This window comes from Pseudoteredinibacter isoporae (genome assembly GCF_040372805.1).
GTDB lineage: Bacteria > Pseudomonadota > Gammaproteobacteria > Pseudomonadales > Cellvibrionaceae > Pseudoteredinibacter > Pseudoteredinibacter isoporae_A.
Genome location: NZ_BAABWJ010000001.1, coordinates 943,882 through 962,267 on the forward strand (window position 1 = coordinate 943,882; position 18,386 = coordinate 962,267).

Consider the following 18,386-nt stretch of genomic DNA (forward strand, 5'->3'; position numbering starts at 1 on the left):
AGAGTGTTCAAACCTTACAATAGAGAGTTCGCTTAACGTGACTGATCAGCAAACAGACCGCTATGCGGTCGTCGGTAACCCTATTGCCCATTCAAAATCTCCAGTTATTCACCGGGCTTTTGCCCAGCAGTGCGGGGAACGGCTGAGTTATGAGGCCATTTGTGCCGAAGATTTTGCTCGAGAAGCCGAGGTCTTCTTCCGGGACGGTGGCAAAGGCATGAACGTGACCGTGCCCTTTAAGTTAGATGCGTTGAATTTTGCTGATGAGCTCAGTCCGCGTGCTGCAAGGGCCGGGGCGAGTAATACGCTGATCCTGGACGACAGTGGCCGCGTCCAGGCCGAAAACACAGATGGCGTGGGCTTAGTGCGAGACATTGAGAGTAATCTGGCCTGGCCGATTGCCGGCAAACGAGTCCTGATTCTGGGGGCTGGGGGTGCGGTTCGCGGTATCCTGGAGCCCCTTCTGGCGGTGCAACCCAGCATGATTCATATCGCCAACCGAACCGTCAGCAAGGCTGACGCCTTGGCCGCTGAATTTGACGATTTGGCGAGTATTACCGCCTCCGGTTTTGAAGACATTGGTCCTGGCCAATTCGATCTGATTATTAATGGCAGTGCCGCGAGCTTGCAAGGCGATCGGCCGCCGCTGGCGGATGACGTTGCTGCCGACTGCGCCTGCTATGACATGATGTATGGGGCGGAGCCTACGGTATTCATGCGTTGGGCCATGGAAAACCGGGCTCTGGCAGTAGCCGATGGACTGGGAATGCTGGTGGAACAGGCGGCAGAGTCCTTCTATCTTTGGCGTGGCAAACGCCCGGATACCGGCCCTGTACTCTCCGAACTGCGCCAGACGCTCCAATTATCTTAATAAAAAGTCAAAGTTTTTCGGGTACTTGCATCCAATCGGTGGTTTACGCCGTCTTAAGCAATACCAAGCGATAAACGCCTGTGCAATAGCAGGGCAAGTGATCATTGCCCTTATCAAACATATGAGGAAGATAGATATGAACCCTTTAAACCTGAAGCAGCTGTTCGCCGCGCTGCTCATGCTGTGCACCTTGATGGGTGCAGCAGTGGTTGCGGCCGAAAGCGATACTGATAGCCACCGCAAAGTTATTGTGGTGAAAGATGGTGATATTGAGAAAACCATCGACCTGAACGTCGAATCCGGCGAAATCATCGTGCGCTCCAATGAGAGTGGTGACGAGGATAAGGTCACCATTCAATTGGGGTCTTTCCTGGGAGAAAGCATCCTTAAAGAGATTGCCTCTGAGTTGGAAAAGGAAGGCGTCAACATAGATGGCAAGATCGTCATTGAGAGTGATGCCGAGAAGCAACGAGAAAAAGAACAGGAACGACGCAGCGAAAGTGAGCAGGAAGGCCGCGTGGTTTATAAGGAAGGCGGGAATATCTTTACCAACTCCATCGGTGATTTCCTGGAGGCCCTGGTTGCTGTGGTCGCCATTGTCCTGATCTTCGGTATGCCTGTACTTATCGTGGGTGTAGTCATGTACGGTCGCTACAAACGCCGCGAGCTGATTAACAAGAGCATCGACAAAATGCTGGAAAGTGGCCAGGAGATCCCGGCTGAAATTTTCCAGGAAGCGACAGGTAAAGACGAAAAGAGCACCCTGAGTAAAGGCGTCATGCTGATCGCCATTGGCCTTGGCCTGATGGGCTTCCTGGGAGCTGTGGCCGGAGAAGTCGGCGCTGTAGGCCTGATTCCAGCCTTGATTGGTGCGGCTCACCTCTTCATTTGGAAGACCGAGCAGGCTCAGCAGAAAGACGATAACAGCCAATCAGCATAACGACAGAATAACTTAGGCCACATTAGTGATAGAGCTTAGCGACCAACAACTGATTGACCTGGTAGTAAAGGCGGGTAACCAACGCGCCTTTGCTGTACTGGTTAATCGGCATCAATCTGGACTGCGCGCGTCGTTGCGGCAGTGGTGTCAGAACGATGCTTTGGCTGATGATCTGGCGCAGGAGACCTTTCTTAAGGCCTTCCGCAAGCTGGACAGTTTTCAGTCCAACGCTAAGCTGAGTACCTGGTTATATAGAATCGCTTATAATACCTTCCTCGATTATAAGAAGATTAAGAAGAACAATTTCCAGGACACCTTTGAAGACATTGATAATGTGCATTCGGCAGCAGGCTCTGATCTGGAGCATGTGGGTGATAGCAGGGACCTTGATCAAGCCCTGGCCCAGCTGCCGGAGATTCAAAGGCAAACCATTGACCTGTGTTATACTCAAGGTATGAGCCATAGTGAAGCTGCGGAAATCTTGCAGTGTCCCGTGGGTTCGGTAAAATCCCATGTTCAGCGGGCAAAACAGAAGTTGAAGAGTTTGTTGGCCATACCCGCAACCGCTCAAGTAGCGGGGGAATAAGTAGCAATGAATGATCAAGAATTTGAATTATTTCTTCAGCGTGAGCTGAAGGCCCAAAACGACTATATTGAAGACGATGGCTTTACGGCGGCATTAATGGCCCAGTTACCGGCCAAGCCCGAGCGTGCCAAAGCCAAGCCGAATCGCCTGGTGATCTGGTCGGGCATTATCTCCACTGCCATCGTAGTCGCCATTTTGCCCATACAATCGATGTTGCAGGGCTTCGCCTCAATTTTCACCCAGCCGAGCGCAAACTGGGCGACACTGTTGGGTCTGGGCCTTAGCATGTTGGCCGTGTCTGCTTTGGTTGTATGGAATGATCGAACTCGCCTATTTGAGCTATAAGCGTTAAATAGAGCACTTTTTTCACAAGGGCCGGTGGCGATCACTGGCCCTTGTTCGTCTAAGTACTGTAAATCAGTATTGTAAGTTTAAATACAATAAAAACTGCCATAGAAAGTGCAATAAAAGTGCAATAGTAGGGTGCAATCAATCAAAGCACCGAATCCAAATTTCTTAACACGTGCCTCAAAAGGGCAATATTTGCTCTGTTGGTCGGCTTTCACATTGAGCCGCCGTCAGGAGCTATAGCATGAGGAAGACTAATGAAGTTGATGACGAAAGCGACCCGCATGGCGGTAGCGCTGGTGGCTGCCAGCAGTGCCCACCTTGCTTTGGCTCAGGAGACTGAATCGGAAAAGGCCGCTGCCTTTTTTGATCGAACCTTCAAAGAGGCGCTGGCCGACAAACCCATGTATCTGACATACCTGGGGATGAAGAAGAAATACGGCGAGTGGGGTGATTTTTCATCAGCCCAGGATGACCGTGATCTGGCCCTGACTAAAAAGCATCTGGAAGAGTTGAAGAAACTCGACTTCAGCAAACTCAGTGAACAGGAAAAGCTGAGCTATCGCCTGTTCGAAGCTGAAGCCAAAGACGATATCTACGCGGATCGTTATCGTGACTACGATTACCCTGTGAATCAGATGCACGGTATTCAGTCCCAGCTGCCGTCTTTCCTGATCAATATGCACCGTATCGATAATGTCAGCGACGCTGAAGCCTATATTTCCCGCCTGCAAAAAGTGAAGCCGCTGTTCGATCAGCTGATCGTACGTTTGAAAGCCAGTGAAAAGCTTGGCGTGGTTCCACCGAAGTTTGTTTTCCCCATGGTGATTCGCGACAGCAAAAACATCCTGGCGGGTAAACCTTTCGATGCCAAAGCTGACAAAGATAACCCAATCTGGGCGGACTTCCAGGGCAAAGTAAACAAACTCGAAATCAGTGCGGAAGAAAAAACCAAGCTGTTGGACAGCGGTAAAACGGCGTTGTTGGGTGAATTTAAAACCGCTTATAGCGAACTCGTAGATTTTCTGGGTGAGCAGGAAAAACGCGCAGATACCCGTGACGGTGTATGGAAATTTCCAAAGGGTGAGGAATACTACAAGTATCGCCTGAAGGACATGACCACCACCGATATGACCGCTGACGAGATCCACAAATTGGGTCTGGAAGAAGTGGCTCGTATTCACAATGAAATGCGTGCGATTAAAGACAAGGTTGGCTTTAAAGGTGATCTGCAAGCCTTCTTCAAATTTATGCGCACAGATGAGCAGTTTAAACTGCCAAATACCGATGAAGGCCGTCAGAAGTATCTGGACGATGCAGTTAAAACCATCGATGTTATGAAGTCTCGTTTGGACGAGTTGTTCCTGACCAAACCGAAGGCCGATCTTGAGGTTACTCGCGTCGAACCATTCCGTGAAGATTCGGCCGGTCGCGCGTTTTATCAACGTCCTGCTCTGGATGGCAGCCGTCCAGGTCGCTACTACGTAAATTTGGCCGACATGGATCAAATGGCTGTTTATGAACTGGAAGCTTTGGCTTACCACGAAGGTATTCCGGGTCACCACATGCAGTTAGCGATTGCTCAGGAGCTGGATGGCATTCCAACGTTCCGTAAAATAGGTGGTTACACAGCCTATACTGAAGGTTGGGGTCTGTACTCAGAAACCCTGCCAAAAGAAATTGGTTTCTACCAGGATCCATATTCTGACTTTGGTCGTCTGTCCATGGAATTGTGGCGCGCTTGCCGACTGGTTGTCGACACTGGCATTCACGATAAAAAATGGACTCGTGAGCAGGCGATCCAGTACTTGCGTGACAATACTCCAAGCCCTGAACTTGACGTGGTGAAAGCCATTGAGCGTTACATTGTTATGCCAGGTCAGGCAACAGCCTATAAGATCGGTCAAATCAAAATTCAGCAGCTGCGCGAGAAAGCGAAAAAAGCACTGGGTAAAGCATTTGATATTCGCAAGTTCCACGACGTGATTTTGCGTAACGGTATGCTGCCTCTCGATATTCTGGAAGAGCAAGTTGACCAGTATATCGCTAAGAATAAGGCGTAAATAAAAAAGGGCAGCTCAGCTGCCCTTTTTCTTTTCGGCCCGCGAAAACTATTCTTCCAGTTCCGCCAGATATTCATCTTTGAGTTTGACGTAATTACCGGCAGTGTAGGGAAAGAAGTTACGTTCCTTTTCCTTCAACGGACGGGCTTTTTTAACCGGTGAGCCGACATAGAGGTGGCCGGATTCCAGACGTTTACCCGGTGGCACCAGACTGCCGGCGCCAATAATCACCTCATCTTCAACTACGGCACCATCCATGATGGTCGAGCCGACGCCAACCAGAATTCGACTGCCCAGGGTGCAACCGTGCAGATTAACCGAGTGGCCAACGGTCACATCATCGCCCAGAGTCAATGGCCAGCCACCGGGATTGAAATCACTGGCGTGGGTGATGTGTAAAACCGAACCATCCTGAATACTGCAACGCTGCCCAATGCGAATAGAGTGCATATCTCCCCGAATTACCGTGCAGGGCCATACGGAACAGTCGTCACCGAGTTCGACATCGCCAATCACCACAGCGGCAGGATCAATCATTACCCGCTCGCCGAGCTTGGGGCTCATGCCTTTGTGAGACCGGATGGCTGGGCTGGGGGTTGAAGGTACATCAGTGCTCATAGGGGCCTCATGAAAGATTTGGGTCGTTTAGATTATGCGGGCATATTAAAGGATAATCATTGGTTTACAAAAAAGCCCTTGCTGGCCGTTGGAGCCAACGGCAGATGGGTTATAATTTGAACAGTCCCTATGTGCGCAGACCGATAAATGATTAATCCATCCAGCAAGGCCACCAATAAAGTTACGACGCTTCTCATTGTTGAAGATGAGTTAGCCAGTATGGAACTGCTGTACAGCTATTTTAATCAGCAGCCTTATGAGGTTTATAAAGCCCACAATTGCAGCCAGGCGAGAGAACTGCTTGCCCAGAAGACCATCGATATCGTGTTATTGGACATCACTTTGCCCGATGGTGATGGCCTCGCCTTAACCCGTGAAATTCGCAGTCGTTCGAATATGGGCATCATTCTGGTAACCCAGCGTTCTGATGATATTGATCGTATCGTCGGGCTGGAGTTAGGGGCCGATGATTACGTCACTAAACCCTACAATATTCGCGAGCTGATGGTGAGAGTGAAAAACCTGAGTTCGAGACTGCACCAGGAAACGCTCAACAATACTCATCAATTGGGCGAACAGATTAATTTTGACTGTTGGAGCTTTTTGCCCGGTCGCCGCCTGTTAATTCACAAGGACGGTCAGGAAGTGAGCTTGACTGAGGGCGAGTACAAGCTCCTGGCGGCATTGCTGGCCAATCCGGGGTTGGTGCTGAGTCGTGATCAACTCATGAATAAAATGCAGCGTCGGGATTGGTACCCTACAGATCGTACCATCGATGTGATGGTTGCGCGTTTGAGAAAAAAGCTCAACGACGATAAAGGTTCGCCGAAATACATCAGCACCGTACACGGCGCAGGTTATCTATTTATTGCACCTATCGAATCGGCAGATTCCTGACCGTGCCGTATAAGCAGCATAAGCTTCCCCTTCACCAACGTCTGGCGTTTAAGCAAACCAGAAACATTGTTCTGGTCGCATTTCTGATTGGATTACTTCTGACCGGCGGCCAGCTGACGGCGGATTATTTTCAGCAAAGAAACAATCACGACAATGACGTCCAGAGAATTCTGAGTACAGCGATTAAGTCCGCGCAATTTGCGGCCTACAATCTGGATGATGCGACGGCGGGTGAAATTGTTGCCGGACTGCTCAATAACCGTTTTATTCTTAAGGCCAGTATTCAGGATAACTACGGCAATGTGTTGGCGAGCGCGAGCAAGGCGCCAGAGGAGGTGTCGCATCTTGGGCGATGGTTATTCGGTGATTTGCGTAATATTGAAACGTCCCTTCAACATCAGACGTCTGATAATGTGGGAGTTCTCTTTATTCAAGTGGATCCCGCCAATGAAGCGCAGGCCTTTATTCAACGGTCAATGCTGACCTTTGTGTTTGGCATTATCCGCAACATTGTGTTGGCGGCCTGCATCATGCTGGTGTTCTACTTCGGTGTGACCAAGTCGATTTTGTTGGCGAGCCAGCAGGTTAGTCGGCCAGAGAAAATTCAAAGTATTGATGTCCCAGAGGCGCATCAGAGGGATGAAATCGGTATGTTGTTGATGGCCTTCAATCAGCAATTGAAGACCATTGAGCACCAACACCAGCAGATCTTAGCGGCCAATCGAAACCTTGAGGCCCAGGTGCTCGAGCGAACATCAGAGCTGAAAAAAGAACAACAATCCGCCTTGGCTGCAAGTAAAGCCAAGTCTGATTTTCTGGCGGTAATGAGTCATGAAATCAGGACGCCAATGAACGGAATATTGGGTCTGCTGAGAATTCTCTCGGACAGCGGCCTGCCCCAAGCCCAGGCGCAATACGTGGACTCGATTAACGATGCCTGTGAATCGCTGTTGAGTCTTATGAACAATGCCTTGGAATATACGCGCAATGAGCAGGGCGAGCTGGAACTGACGGATAAGGTGTTTGATCTGGAAAGGCTGATTGGCTCCATTGTTTTTTTAATGAGCACATCGGCGAAGAAAAACCAGAATCAACTCAGCTATCACATTGCCCGTGATGTTGAACGATATATAGAGCTTGATTCAGAAAGATTGCGCCAGGTGATACTGAATCTGATCAACAATGCGATTAAGTTCACGCGTGACGGTGAGATTCACCTCGATGTGGTTTGTCTGGAGAAAACTGCCGAAACGAGCCTTTTAAAATTCACCATCAGTGATACCGGTGTGGGCATTACAAAAGATGCGAAAGACATTATTTTTGCTCCCTATCAACAAGCGGATAAAAACATTCACGCCATGTATGGCGGTGCGGGCATGGGGCTGGCTATTTGTAAAGCCATTGTTGAAAAAATGGGCGGCAGGATTGACTACAGCAGCCGAGAGTCGGAAGGCTCGGAGTTCTTCTTTGAAGTGCCTGTTAAAAACGCTCAGCAAATGCCCACTATTGATGAAAAGCAACAAGGGCATTCAATCAGTCCCATGCGCATTCTGGTCGCTGATGATGTTGAGATGAATGTGAATCTGGCGAAATGGTATTTTGAAGAAAGCCAGCACAGTGTACTGAGTGCGGAAAATGGTTTAGAAGCCATTGCCCTGGCGAACGAAGAGAATCCCCAGGCCGTGTTGATGGATGTCAATATGCCCAGTCTGGATGGAATTGAAGCCACGCGGCAGCTGCGGCAAATGGGTTACTGTGGCGTGATTTATGGTGTTACTGCCCATGTTGACCCACAAACCAAGTCGCGCTGCTATCAGGCGGGTATGGATGGCGTGATTGAAAAACCGGTGGACTATCCGGAACTGATCAAACTGCTAGCCGATGACATCGCTTGCCAAAATCTGGCTCTGGACAACCATATCGTGCACGAGCATTTCAGTAATCTGGGCTTGGAGCCTGCGGCTCAGCTGTATGACAAAGCCTTGCAAGAACTTCAAAAAAACATGTCTGAAGAAGAGGGCGTTGTTGCTGGACAAGTGATCAGCAAGGAGCAGTTACACAAGTTGAAGGGCCTGGCTGGCAATTTCGGTCTCAAAGGCATGCTCGATTTATTTGAGAGTTTCGCTGACGATGATGGTATATTGAGCCCCGCGACGTATGCGCTGTGGATGAAAACAATGAGAATAACGCAGAGTGCAATCAATCAATATCAGCCGAATAAGATGTAAATAATAATGAAGCGATTACCTCGGCGTTTCTCCTGGAGTGTGTTAGCGGCACTGTTATTGGGGAGCGGACTTGGAGCATCAAGCAGTCTGGCGGAACCCAAGCTGGACGTCCTCACAGAAAAAACCCCCATCACTTATCGCAGCCGCGATAATCTGGCCGATGGCCAGGCGACTGAGCTGGTACAGGAGCTTATTGCTCAAACAGGCTTTGACTACAATTTATACTTTACGCCTTGGAAGCGCGCTTATCGCCGTGCGGAAACAGAGGCGAATGTCATTATTTACCCCTTGGCCAGAACCTCGGTTCGGGAAGATAAATTTCACTGGATTGGTCAAATTACACCGGTTCACTATTATCTTTTCAAGCTGCGTGAACGCACTGATATTACGGTCGATTCTCTGGATGAGATCAATCGTTACAAAGTGGGTGTGGTTAATTTTCATGCGCACCACGTCTATTTGAGTGCGCACGGTGTTGATAATGTCGAGCAGGTAAACTCCAACCGGCAAAACTTCCACAAGCTCTTGCGCAAACGGGTTGAGCTGTTTGCCTCGAGTTCTGCCGGGCTGTTAACGCTGTGCGAAAAGGAAAAAGTGGACTGCAATCGTTTTGAGCCCGTCATTAAACTGGAGGGTATTTCCAAAGGGCTTTATATCGCTGCCAGTCTCGAGACGGATAAACAGATGCTGGAAGAACTCAAAGCGAGTTATCAGCGTTTGGACGATAATGGCTCGCTGGCGAAAATTATGGGCGAACGGATGAACAGCCCTGACGAAGATCGATTTTTGAAAACGTTCTAAACCTGCACGCCGACAGCGTGCAGGTATGCCTTTCCATTTCCAGATAGCTTATTCAGCGATGGTTGCTGCGCCGGGTCGTCTCGGGTCGGAAGCCCCGTAGACGATTCCACCTTTGACCAATATGGACTGTGTGCTGCCAATGCCCTTACTGGTTTTAGTGGTGTAACCCATTTGATTCAAAATCTTTACGGTGTCGGCACTGATGCCCGATTCATAGTTCAGGACATCGGGCAACCATTGGTGGTGGATTCTGGGTACTGAAGAGGCCTGAGCAATGTTCATATCATAATCAATCACATTGCTGATGGTTTGCAGCACGGCATTTGCAATCTTGCTGCCACCCGGGCTACCCGTAATCATAAAAGGTTTATTGTTTTTGAAAATAATAGTGGGTGCCATAGAGCTCAATGGGCGCTTGCCGGCTTCGATGGCGTTGGCTTCATTGCCGAGCAAACCGAAGGCGTTGGGCTCACCAGGCTTTGCAGAAAAGTCGTCCATCTCATTATTTAAAATGAAACCGGCACCTTTAACCACAATGCCTGAGCCATAGCTGAAGTTCAGAGTGTAGGTGTTAGAAACGGCATTGCCGTCTTTATCAATTACCGAAAAATGGGTAGTGTCGGGGCTTTCTTTAAAGACCTGAACATCCAGCGGCTTAACTTCGGCTGCGGTCTTGGCTTGATTCGGGTTGATTGTTTCCGCAAGCTTTTTGGCGTAGGACTTGCTGGTGATGATATCAACCGGGACATCATAGAAATCGGGATCACCCAAATGTTCACTGCGATCGGCAAAAGCAAATTGCATGGCGCTGCTCAGCTGGTGCAAATGTGCCGCACTATTATGGGGAACATTTTGCAATTGGCTGTTTTCCAGAATATTGAGCATTTGAATAATATGAATACCACTGGCGCTGGGTGGTGGCATGGTGACCAATTCATAGCCACGATATTTTCCAGTGGCAGCGTTGCGTAAAACCGGTTTGTAGTGTTTGAGGTCTTCGCGGGTCATTAAGCCAGCGTGTCGTTGTGAATCTTTGACAATCAACTCAGCGGTTTCGCCTTGATAGAACGATTCACCATTCGACAAGGCTATTTTTTCCAGCGTGTTGGCCAGATCCCTTTGCACCAACTTTTCACCGGCTTTATAAAAGCTGCCATCGGGTTTGTAAAAAATGTGCTGTCCGGCCTTTGAACGGCTTAATTGGGAATGACGTTGTTGGAGTTCCAGCGCCAGTTCTTCTGACAATACAAATCCTTCTCTGGCGAGTTTAATAGCCGGAGCCATAACCTGAATGGGTTTCATGCTGCCGTATTTTTTTAATGCCAGCAGTAGGCCCGCTACGGTGCCGGGAACACCGGCACTTTGAAAACTGTTGCGCGCTTTTTGCTTGTTTACGCTACCGTCCTTATCAAGGAATATATTTCGATGAGCGGCGGCCGGCGCCGTTTCTCGATAATCAATGGCGTGGGTGTCCTGAGTATTTGCATTGTGCACCAGCATAAAACCACCACCACCTATATTACCGGCTTTGGGCAGAGTAACGGCGAGAGCGAAGCCGACAGCGACAGCCGCATCGACGGCGTTGCCACCCTGACGAAGTATGTCGACGCCGATTTGACTGGCTCTGGCTTCCTGGCTGGACACCATACCCTTACGGCCAACCACGGGGTGGAACTGGCCGGCCAAATCGATGATCGCTTCTGAGCCATGGGCGGTTTGCGCCTGAGAGCTGGGCACTTGGGTGTTGAACAGTAGCAGACTGCTACAGGCGAGAACACAAGCTTTTTTAATCGATATATTCATAATTCATCAGCGGATAAGACGGAAAAAAAGCCCGTAGCAGAGACGGGCAAAAACTCGTATAAACTGCACTCACAGTAGAGATCAAGCATGCGGGTAGCCGCCTCTTTGCTATACGAGGGTGAGGGGTGGGGCCATCAGGCCCCTAAAACTTCTTGCTCACATCAAGATAAACATAACGGCCACGGGCGGAATGCAGTGCCGGGCTGTAACCTCGTGAAGCATCAAACAAAGGTGGCTCTTCGTCGAACAGATTGTTCGCACCCAAACGGATGTTGGTTTTGTCGAGTACACCACCTTCGAAGCGATAGTTCACGTAGGTGTTTACGGTTGTCCAGGATGGGATCTTCAAAATAATACTAGGATCGTCATCCTGTTTTACGTCGGGATCGTAAACTTTGCCAACGTAGCGAGCACTGACACCGGCGCGCCAGTTTTCGTTGCGCCAGGTGACACTGGCTTTTGCACGCCAGCGTGGTGTGGCTTCGTCTTGAATACGGGAACCACTGCTGAACGCCGATACTGAACCGGTAACCAGAGGATTATTCGCGACCGCTTGCTGAAGTTCTTCAACTTGAGGGGATGCTTCCTGATCCCACTTGGCGATGTAGGCACCGTCGAACTTCAGGGTGAAACTACCGAAGCTGTATTCTTCCGTATCGTAGCTTACACTCAGGTCAGCACCTTCAATTGTGCGTGGCTGCAAATTCAGGAACGTGTCGTTTACGTGCAACAATGCCCCTACGGCGCTAAGGCTGGTACCGTTTGCGGCGTTGTAAGCATCGATCTCAGCCTGATCCTGTGCGGTGACATCTGCGCGAATCACATTGGGATTGCTGCTGCCGTTTAAGCGCATGATTTGATCCAGAATCAGGTGGTTATCGCGACCGAATAAGCCGACAACACCTTCCTGTTCGATGCGCCACCAATCCGCGGTAAACACCAGGCCTTCCAGAGGTTCAAGTACAAAACCAAAGGTCAGGTTTTCCGACTCCTCACTTTGCAGGTCTTTATTGCCTAAACGACGAGTGTTGATTGACTGGGAGCAGGCATCCACATCACTTTCAGGCGTACCCAGTGACTGACCGGCCTCACAGCGCAGGAAGTCACTTTGGTTGTTGTTAAAGCGCTCTTGTACGGTGAGGTTCAGTGTTTCGAGGTTGGGGGCGCGGAAACCTTTAGAGTAAGCGCTGCGCACTTGTAACCATTCGCTCGGGCGCCAGGACAGCGCAAATTTTGGTTTCAGAATATCTTCATCAACATCGGAATAGTTTTCGGCACGTAATGCGATTTGAGCATCCAGGCTTTGTACCCAAGGTACGCCCATAGATTCGTCCATCAATGGCACCAAGAATTCAGCGTATGCGGAATAGACATCGCGAGCACCGTAGGTATCCGGTGTTGCACTTACGCCCATTACATCGCTGCTGAAAAACTCGCCGCTCAATGGGTGTGTGAAGGTGATGGTACCGTCCAATAACGGATCGCGATCATCTCTATAGGTCTCACGACGTTGTTCAATACCAAAAGCCGCACCGACATCACCACCGGCCCAAGTGAACAGGTTTGGCGTGGAAGCCTTGAAGTCTACACCGCTGATTTCCGTTTTGTTTTTGCGCTGGACATTCACGGTGAACTCAGAGGCATCACCGCCACTGCTTGGGTCTCCGTTGGCCGGATCGGCAAAGTTACCACCGGTGAAGGGGTTGTAAGCGTCCGGGGTAGAGCGAGAAACAGCTGCGTAAAATTTACTGCGGCTCACACTCAACTGACTGTCTTCTGCTTTGGCCGCAGAGCTGTATGCCGCGGTTTCCCAATCCCAGTCATCCCAGGTACCGCGAAGGCCAAACAGGAAGCGGTAAGAATCGCTTTCGGTTTGAATCTTACGAGGACCGGTATCGTATAAACGTAAACGATCAATTTTTACATCCAGTCCTTCAGCGGGAACATCATCGGTACTTAAGCCTGCCAGGCGATTTGGGTTTCCAACCGCACCAAAGGGGTTGTAGTAAGCGGTGCTTGGGATGTACATTTTATTCACGTCGGAGATGACGTTTGGTCCGAAAAAGGTATCGTACTCCGACTCGTAGTAAGAACCTTCCGAGAAGAATTCCATACCATTGTCAAATTCATGGGTAAACGTCGTAAAAAATTGACGACGTTCAAGGTTGGGTATGATCATGCGCAGATCATTAATGTTGTAGCGCAGATCGCTGTTCAACGTCCCGTCATCAATTTCCAGGCCGCCTTGATAGCTGACACCACCCGAAGCACCTTCGGGTTGTAAGTGAAAGCGACCATCACTGCTGCGGGCAATACCGGAAACACCAACCGGTGTGAAACTGCCGTCACTGTTTAGCTGACCCAGATTAAATTGCCCCCAAGGGGTAAAGGTCGACAGATTACGCAGGGAAGCATCACCCACAAACAACGCTGGGGTGCGATCGGTATCTCGGAAATCACTGCTGCGGGTGTAATCAATTTCCTGAGCCGTGACACCAGAGCGATTGAAATCGCTGGCGAACAAAGTGAGATTGGATGCACCTTCGTTAAACTCAAAGCCGCCGCGCAGCTGAACGGAGGTTTCACCTAGACTGTTGGAGTGCCCGGAACCGTAACGGGTTTTGATTTCGAAACCCTCGTAGTCCGTATCCAGGACATAGTTAACAACACCAGCAATTGCGTCGGTACCGTAAATGGCGGCAGCACCATCACGCAGCACTTCAACACGATCAAGTCCGGAGGCTGGGATCATGGCGCTGTTCACAAATTGAATGGGTACACCATCGCGGGTAGAGGAAGACGGGTTTAATACCATGCGACGACCGTTGACCAGAACCAATGTGCTGTCGGCGCCGAGGCCTCGCAAATTGATTGAAGCAACATCACCACGGACATTGTTCGATGACGTACCTTCACTGGAACTGTTGAATTCAACTTGACCTGCCTGGGGCAGTTCTCCAATTAACTCTTCGGTGCTTAAGGCGCCTGCCAAATCGAGATCTTCTTTTCCGAGTTGGCTAACAGGTAAGGCGCCAGCAACATCAACGCCTTTAATGTGGGTACCAGTGACGATGACTTCTTCGAGGGAAGATGTCTCTTGGGCTACTGCAGACCCTGCGCTTAAGCTTGCCAGTATGGCAATGCTTAATGGGTGCGGTTTAAACATATGGACTCTCCGGTATCAGACTGACTTCAGAGTCAGCCTTTATTATTGTTCAGCATCATGTGACAGTCATGGGCTGGGCCCGTCGGTTGTCCAATGGGCAAATTCCAGCCATTCCATACTAACGACCGTGAGTAAACCAACTGCTGCAAGCCTGTGATAAGTTGTAACAGGCTGTAAATGAATTGTTACAGGCCACCTTACAAGGCAATGGCCGCGGCGCCCGGTCTCCGACTGTCAGCAGCACCTCGATAGAGGCCGTCTTCGATGGCGATCGATTGGGTGCTGCCCATGGTGGCCCCGGCTTTGAGCTGATGGCCCTTGTCTTTCAACAACTTGAGAGTATCTGGACTGAAACCCGCCTCGTGCTCCAGTTTGTAATCCCGGTTGCCCCAGCCCTGATGAATGCGAGGAAAATCTGTGGCATCGGCCACGTTCATCTGGTGGTCTACGACATTGGAGATCAGCTGAGCGACGGTGGTAATGATTCGGCGTCCACCCGGAGTGCCTGTGACCAGAACCGGCTTGCCGTCTTTGAATACCAGCGTGGGTGACTGGGTACTCTTTGTGCGCTTGCCAGGGGCGATGGCATTGGGCTCACGGGGACTGTCTTGGTAGACATGGCTTGGTCGAATCACAAAGTTATTGATTTGGTTATTCATCAATATACCGGTGCCTCGTATCGTCACGCCGGAACCAAAGGACGCGCTGAGGGTGTAGGTATTGGACACCAAGTTACCTTCACTGTCGGCAATAGAGTAATGGGTGGTATCGGGTCCGGGTGCAGGGCCTTCCAGCACACTGGCGTTGAGCTTGCGGGCGTCCAAGGTTTGATTCAAGTGGATACGTTCGGCTTGTCGTTTCGCCAGCTTCTTGTCCAGCAATGCGTCCACGGGCACTGTGCTGAAGCGTGGGTCGCCAAGATACTCAAAACGATCGGCATAGGCTTGCTTCATCGCTTCGGCGAGGACGTGAAGATTGTCTGCAGAGCCAGCCCCCATGGCGCGTACATCATAATGTTCCAGGATATTGAGAATCTGCAGCAGGGGCAAACCACCGGCGGGTGGGGGCATGGTCAGTACCTGATGGTCGCGATAGGCGCTGCTCAGGGGGGCAACGGTGCGAGCCTGATAGCTGGCGAGGTCCTTGGCCTGGAAAAAACCACCATTGGCGTTCATGTCGGCAATGATTTTCTCGGCCAGTTCACCCTTATAAAAAGCGGATTCTCCGTGTTTGGCAACGAGACGTAGAGAGTCAGCAAGATCCTTTTGAACCAGTGTATCCCCAGCTTCGAGATAGCCGCTGCAATTTTTGAAAAAGATGCGACAGCTCTCCGGGTTTTGGGTCAGCACTTTGGCTTTTGCTTTCAAGGCCCAGGAGAGGTCTTCGGTCACCGTAATCCCTTTCTCCGCCAATCGGATAGCCGGTTCCAGCAGGCTGGCCCAGGGTAGTTTGCCCCGGGCCCGATGGGCAGCGTATAAGCCAGAGACTGTACCCGGTACCGTGGAGGCGGTATGGCCCAGTCGAGTCTTATTGCGATCAACTTTGCCCTTGTCGTCAATATAGTCATCTGAGCGGATCGAGGAGGGCGCTTCGCCCCGGTAATCAATGGCGGTGGTGTTGCCGTCGTCTGCGGAATACATCAGCATAAATCCCCCTCCGCCCAGATTGCCTGCCCGGGGCAGAGTGACGGCCAGAGCAAAGCCAACGGCAACGGCGGCATCGACCGCATTACCTCCTTTGGCCAGAATATCGCGCCCGACTTGGCTCGCGACAGCGTTTTGACTCACCACCATACCTTTTCGGCTGTTCACGCTGTGATGGATGCTGTCATAGCGAAGAATATAGCTGGAATTTGAGTCCTGTTTTGGGGGCCAGGCCAGAGCTTCAGCACGGCCTTTATCGGCAATACTGGTGGCCGTGGTCAGCATGCAGGCGCCGCCAAACAGAATAGTTGTCGCGATGGATTTCATGATGTTCCCCAGAATACATTGGCTGATCTACGCTACCGATATTCATCTGGGGGAACAAGCGCAGACAAGGTCCATTTTGTTAACGGTGAGTTAACAAAATGGACCACCTCAAAAAACAGGAGGCTGAGGGCAAACGCTAATCCAATTGCAAGGTGGATTTAATGGCCGTCCAGGAGATCGCTTTGAAGTTTTGTGGTTCCGTGGGCAGGACGTTGTGGCCATCCTGGACCACCAGCATGCCTTCTTTGAAGTTGCCACCAAAGTTTGCATTGCTGACGTGCAGGCCATCGGTTTCTGACGTGCCGTCGATGCCGAGAACTGGGTTCATGCCGATTCTAAAGGAGCCGCGATATCGGTAAGGTGCCGTTGTTTCGAACACCGCATAGCTGTTGTTCCCTTGACTGGATACAATTAAATAATTTTGTTGTTTACCTTGGTACACGGTTATGCCTTCGACATCGTCGTGCAGGTAGTCGCCAATCTTATGGATAAGCTCGGGGGTATCCTGGCTATCGGCCTGGCTATTCACAACCCAGATGCCAGCATCTTCTTCGCCCATAAACAACAGGCCCTGCTTTTCATCGATCGCGCAACCTTCGGGCTGACCGGGTAAGCTGAATTCTCTTCTCAGGGTGCCGGTCATGTTTGTGGATGAGCCAGCAATTTCATATTGTTGGTAGAGGCCGCTTTTATCGTTGGCCAGTACATAGGTTTTATCCTCAGCCTGGAACATACAGAGGCCATAAATTTCATGCATATTGGTGGCAATTTGTCCGGCTTCCGACAAATTGCCGTTGCCTGAAATCCGAAACATGGCGATGCTGTTGTTATTGCGTAAACTGGCGGCAGCGATATCGCTTTCCCCGTCACTCAATATGGTTTGGTAGGTAATGTCGACATTATTCAGGCGGCCGGTCCCAAGGAACTGACGCTGTTTGCCGTCTAGGGTATAACTGTGCAAACCGGCGGTTTTGTTTGTGCCCAGAATCAGGGAGCGCTTGGGCGCGGCCTTGTTAAACCAGATAGCAGGGTCGTCCGCAACATCCCCATGTCGAGGCATAGCAAGAGTTTCCATCTCAGCGGGAATCTCGACAATCATGTTAGTAGAGTCAGGTTTCTGGGGCTGAACAGCATAGTCCCAACGATAGGCCTGGCCATGTTCATCCACCGTGCTGAAGGTGATTTGAGTCCCACTGTGCTGCACGGCGAGTTGTTCGCTTTCGGCGGCGCTTTCCAAAGCGAAGCGGGCAGTGAGTTCACCGTTTTGGACAAGCGTAACGGAGTGATCGCTCGGTGAGATAGCCGCGAAGCCGCCAGCAACCGGGCTGATAGCCGCAATGTCCGTGCCTAGTATGCCACCCCAGGTTTTACTGAGAGCGATCAGTTCACGGCCGGCTTCCGCTTCCGCTTGTGCTTCATATGACCAGACGCCACTGTTTTCTTCGCTGATGTAGAGTCGCTGTGCTGAATCATCGACGGCGCAATAGCTTCCCGGCGCGGTGGTAAAACTACGGACTAAACGAGCATCGCCATAATCCGCCAACAACCATTGCTGGGCGTGGCCTTCGCCATCGAGATAAAAGCTGAATAACTGATGGGCATTCTGGCTCAAACACAAGCCATCAATATTAAAATGTGGACTCTCGAATTGATTCACTCGCGTTAAACGACGATCAACAATCGTAAATAAGGTTGGGATGTTGGTGTTTTTATCCACCAATAGCAAACGAAGTTGCCCGTCAAGAAAACGATGATCACCCAATTCAAATTTTCCGTTGTAGTGGTCAATTAAGGTTCCGTTGTTATCCAGTAACTGAAGACCAAAGGCCTCGCTGACAGCGATTAAAAATCCCGGTGCGGTAATCAACTGATCAGCCTGATCGATCGAGAAGGTAGATATAACGGAAATGTCTTCTGTAAGATGTTTGTTTGTTGCTTGAATATCCGGGGAATGATTCTGTTCCGGTGCTTTGTTCTGTTCGCCACAGGCGGCAAGGCCTAAGCCAAGAATTGCCAGGGCAATACTGTAGGGCAGAGTATTTTTCAGAAAAGTATATGTTTGCATAACTGTCTTCTTAAAATCAGCGGCACTGCC

General features: G+C 50.4%; 13 protein-coding genes. 8 read left to right on the forward strand and 5 right to left on the reverse strand.

The features are described from left to right. The first annotated feature begins 37 nt into the window (after positions 1-37). From aroE to ABWW03_RS04280, 5 genes are all read left to right on the forward strand, one after another. A complete protein-coding gene (gene aroE, locus ABWW03_RS04260) occupies positions 38-871 on the forward strand; it encodes a shikimate dehydrogenase (RefSeq protein WP_353406571.1) in 834 nt (277 codons plus the stop codon). Positions 872-1,007: 136 nt separating this feature from the next. After that, complete coding sequence (locus tag ABWW03_RS04265) at positions 1,008-1,811, forward strand: DUF6249 domain-containing protein (protein ID WP_353406573.1); 804 nt, start codon at positions 1,008-1,010, stop codon at positions 1,809-1,811. A gap of 25 nt (positions 1,812-1,836) precedes the next feature. Continuing rightward, the gene (locus tag ABWW03_RS04270; protein ID WP_353406575.1) at positions 1,837-2,397 is read left to right on the forward strand and encodes an RNA polymerase sigma factor; all 561 of its coding nucleotides are present in this window, start codon (positions 1,837-1,839) and stop codon (positions 2,395-2,397) included. Between the two features lie 6 nt (positions 2,398-2,403). Then, positions 2,404-2,742, forward strand: coding sequence for a hypothetical protein (locus tag ABWW03_RS04275; protein WP_353406577.1), 339 nt, complete (start codon positions 2,404-2,406; stop codon positions 2,740-2,742). 260 nt (positions 2,743-3,002) lie between these two features. Beyond that, the gene (locus ABWW03_RS04280; RefSeq protein ID WP_353406578.1) at positions 3,003-4,808 is read left to right on the forward strand and encodes a DUF885 domain-containing protein; all 1,806 of its coding nucleotides are present in this window, start codon (positions 3,003-3,005) and stop codon (positions 4,806-4,808) included. Positions 4,809-4,856: 48 nt separating this feature from the next. On the opposite strand, the gene ABWW03_RS04285 is transcribed toward ABWW03_RS04280, so the two are convergent. Beyond that, positions 4,857-5,426 carry a gamma carbonic anhydrase family protein gene (locus ABWW03_RS04285; protein ID WP_353406579.1) on the reverse strand — a complete coding sequence of 190 codons (570 nt, stop codon included), beginning with the start codon at positions 5,424-5,426 and terminating at the stop codon, positions 4,857-4,859. Positions 5,427-5,573: 147 nt separating this feature from the next. Here ABWW03_RS04285 and ABWW03_RS04290 point away from each other — a divergent pair, with 147 nt between their 5' ends. Genes ABWW03_RS04290 through ABWW03_RS04300 form a run of 3 tightly spaced genes read left to right on the forward strand, consistent with a single transcriptional unit; the run spans position 5,574 to position 9,352 of the window. Further along, complete coding sequence (locus ABWW03_RS04290; RefSeq protein ID WP_353406580.1) at positions 5,574-6,323, forward strand: response regulator; 750 nt, start codon at positions 5,574-5,576, stop codon at positions 6,321-6,323. Positions 6,324-6,325: 2 nt separating this feature from the next. Next, positions 6,326-8,551: an ATP-binding protein gene (locus ABWW03_RS04295; protein ID WP_353406582.1), complete on the forward strand. Its 2,226-nt coding sequence runs from the start codon at positions 6,326-6,328 to the stop codon at positions 8,549-8,551. Between the two features lie 6 nt (positions 8,552-8,557). Further along, positions 8,558-9,352, forward strand: coding sequence for a substrate-binding periplasmic protein (locus tag ABWW03_RS04300; RefSeq protein WP_353406583.1), 795 nt, complete (start codon positions 8,558-8,560; stop codon positions 9,350-9,352). Positions 9,353-9,400: 48 nt separating this feature from the next. Here the strand turns inward: ABWW03_RS04300 and ggt (ABWW03_RS04305) are convergent, their stop codons facing one another. From ggt (ABWW03_RS04305) to ABWW03_RS04320, 4 genes are all read right to left on the reverse strand, one after another. Beyond that, a complete protein-coding gene (gene ggt, locus ABWW03_RS04305) occupies positions 9,401-11,155 on the reverse strand; it encodes a gamma-glutamyltransferase (RefSeq protein WP_353406584.1) in 1,755 nt (584 codons plus the stop codon). Between the two features lie 142 nt (positions 11,156-11,297). After that, positions 11,298-14,321: a TonB-dependent receptor domain-containing protein gene (locus tag ABWW03_RS04310; RefSeq protein ID WP_353406586.1), complete on the reverse strand. Its 3,024-nt coding sequence runs from the start codon at positions 14,319-14,321 to the stop codon at positions 11,298-11,300. A 197-nt stretch (positions 14,322-14,518) separates the two neighbouring features. Then, positions 14,519-16,291, reverse strand: coding sequence for a gamma-glutamyltransferase (ggt, locus tag ABWW03_RS04315; RefSeq protein ID WP_353406588.1), 1,773 nt, complete (start codon positions 16,289-16,291; stop codon positions 14,519-14,521). Between the two features lie 136 nt (positions 16,292-16,427). Continuing rightward, positions 16,428-18,356, reverse strand: a complete 1,929-nt coding sequence (locus ABWW03_RS04320) for a phytase (protein WP_353406590.1) — start codon at positions 18,354-18,356, stop codon at positions 16,428-16,430. Positions 18,357-18,386 lie beyond the last annotated feature (30 nt).

Coding starts and splice junctions, on each gene's coding strand:
- ggt (WP_353406584.1), bottom strand. CDS start 11,155: ATGAATATATCGATTAAAAAAGCTTGTGTTCTCGCCTGTAGCAGTCTG.
- ABWW03_RS04300 (WP_353406583.1), top strand. CDS start 8,558: ATGAAGCGATTACCTCGGCGTTTCTCCTGGAGTGTGTTAGCGGCACTG.
- ABWW03_RS04290 (WP_353406580.1), top strand. CDS start 5,574: ATGATTAATCCATCCAGCAAGGCCACCAATAAAGTTACGACGCTTCTC.
- ggt (WP_353406588.1), bottom strand. CDS start 16,291: ATGAAATCCATCGCGACAACTATTCTGTTTGGCGGCGCCTGCATGCTG.
- ABWW03_RS04280 (WP_353406578.1), top strand. CDS start 3,003: ATGAAGTTGATGACGAAAGCGACCCGCATGGCGGTAGCGCTGGTGGCT.
- ABWW03_RS04265 (WP_353406573.1), top strand. CDS start 1,008: ATGAACCCTTTAAACCTGAAGCAGCTGTTCGCCGCGCTGCTCATGCTG.
- ABWW03_RS04310 (WP_353406586.1), bottom strand. CDS start 14,321: ATGTTTAAACCGCACCCATTAAGCATTGCCATACTGGCAAGCTTAAGC.
- ABWW03_RS04275 (WP_353406577.1), top strand. CDS start 2,404: ATGAATGATCAAGAATTTGAATTATTTCTTCAGCGTGAGCTGAAGGCC.
- ABWW03_RS04285 (WP_353406579.1), bottom strand. CDS start 5,426: ATGAGCACTGATGTACCTTCAACCCCCAGCCCAGCCATCCGGTCTCAC.
- ABWW03_RS04320 (WP_353406590.1), bottom strand. CDS start 18,356: ATGCAAACATATACTTTTCTGAAAAATACTCTGCCCTACAGTATTGCC.